Here is a 686-nt window from a genome sequence, read left to right on the forward strand (position 1 = left end):
AGTGTTTATGTCACAACGGTTTAGGTAGGGTGGATCTGCGTCTTTCACACCTTAACCGCGCGTTATACCACAATCAATCATCTAACCTTTTCATGGCTTTACGGTAAACATCGCTGTGTTCTCGTTTTCCGACTGCTAAGACGGTTACAATGATGACATCGTCTTCAACTTTGTAGACGAGATGGTAGCCCGATTGACGCAACTTAATTTTATACATGTTGTCAGATCCAGAAAGTTTTGAAGCTGGAACATGTGGGTTATCTAAGCGCTCGATTAGCTTTTTCTTAAATTGTTGTTGCAGAGTAGAGCCAAGCCTCTTCCACTCTTTGAGTGCGCTCTTTTTAAAGTCGAGTTTATAGGTCATCAATATTTACCGAAATGCTCTCTTCAGATTCACGCTCTTTAGCGATAGCTAGTGGTTCAAGATCTTCGAGTCTGTCCATCATCATTTCGTACGCTTCTGCAGGTACGCAATAAAATGCTGGCTCATTTCGGTTTAATACAGCAACAGGTTGGCCGTATGTACTAGTTGCAACTTTCATAGGATTAGCTTTCAACTCAGTGATGCTTGCAGCAACATCGGCTAAAATTCTAGTGGTCATATAATCGGTCTCTTAAGTGGTCTTTGCGTTGGTCGTTTTAGCCTCAATAAAGCGGTATAAGAAGTTGCTTAAGAGTGATTCGCA

General features: G+C 41.7%; 2 protein-coding genes. Both read right to left on the reverse strand.

The window, feature by feature from the left end:
• Nucleotides 1–73: 73 nt before the first annotated feature.
• The gene (locus tag KIV41_RS24795) at nucleotides 74–364 is read right to left on the reverse strand and encodes a type II toxin-antitoxin system RelE/ParE family toxin (RefSeq protein WP_045393791.1); all 291 of its coding nucleotides are present in this window, start codon (nucleotides 362–364) and stop codon (nucleotides 74–76) included.
• Nucleotides 354–602 carry a type II toxin-antitoxin system Phd/YefM family antitoxin gene (locus KIV41_RS24800; RefSeq protein WP_045393788.1) on the reverse strand — a complete coding sequence of 83 codons (249 nt, stop codon included), beginning with the start codon at nucleotides 600–602 and terminating at the stop codon, nucleotides 354–356. The genes KIV41_RS24795 and KIV41_RS24800 overlap by 11 nt, the downstream gene beginning before the upstream one ends.
• Between the last annotated feature and the right edge of the window lie 84 nt (nucleotides 603–686).

This window comes from Vibrio sp. D401a (assembly GCF_030248515.1).
GTDB classification, from domain to species: Bacteria; Pseudomonadota; Gammaproteobacteria; order Enterobacterales; family Vibrionaceae; genus Vibrio; species Vibrio rotiferianus.

Bases quoted from the DNA above. Each gene is read 5' to 3' on its own strand.
- KIV41_RS24795 (WP_045393791.1), bottom strand. From the start codon at position 364: ATGACCTATAAACTCGACTTTAAAAAGAGCGCACTCAAAGAGTGGAAG.
- KIV41_RS24800 (WP_045393788.1), bottom strand. From the start codon at position 602: ATGACCACTAGAATTTTAGCCGATGTTGCTGCAAGCATCACTGAGTTG.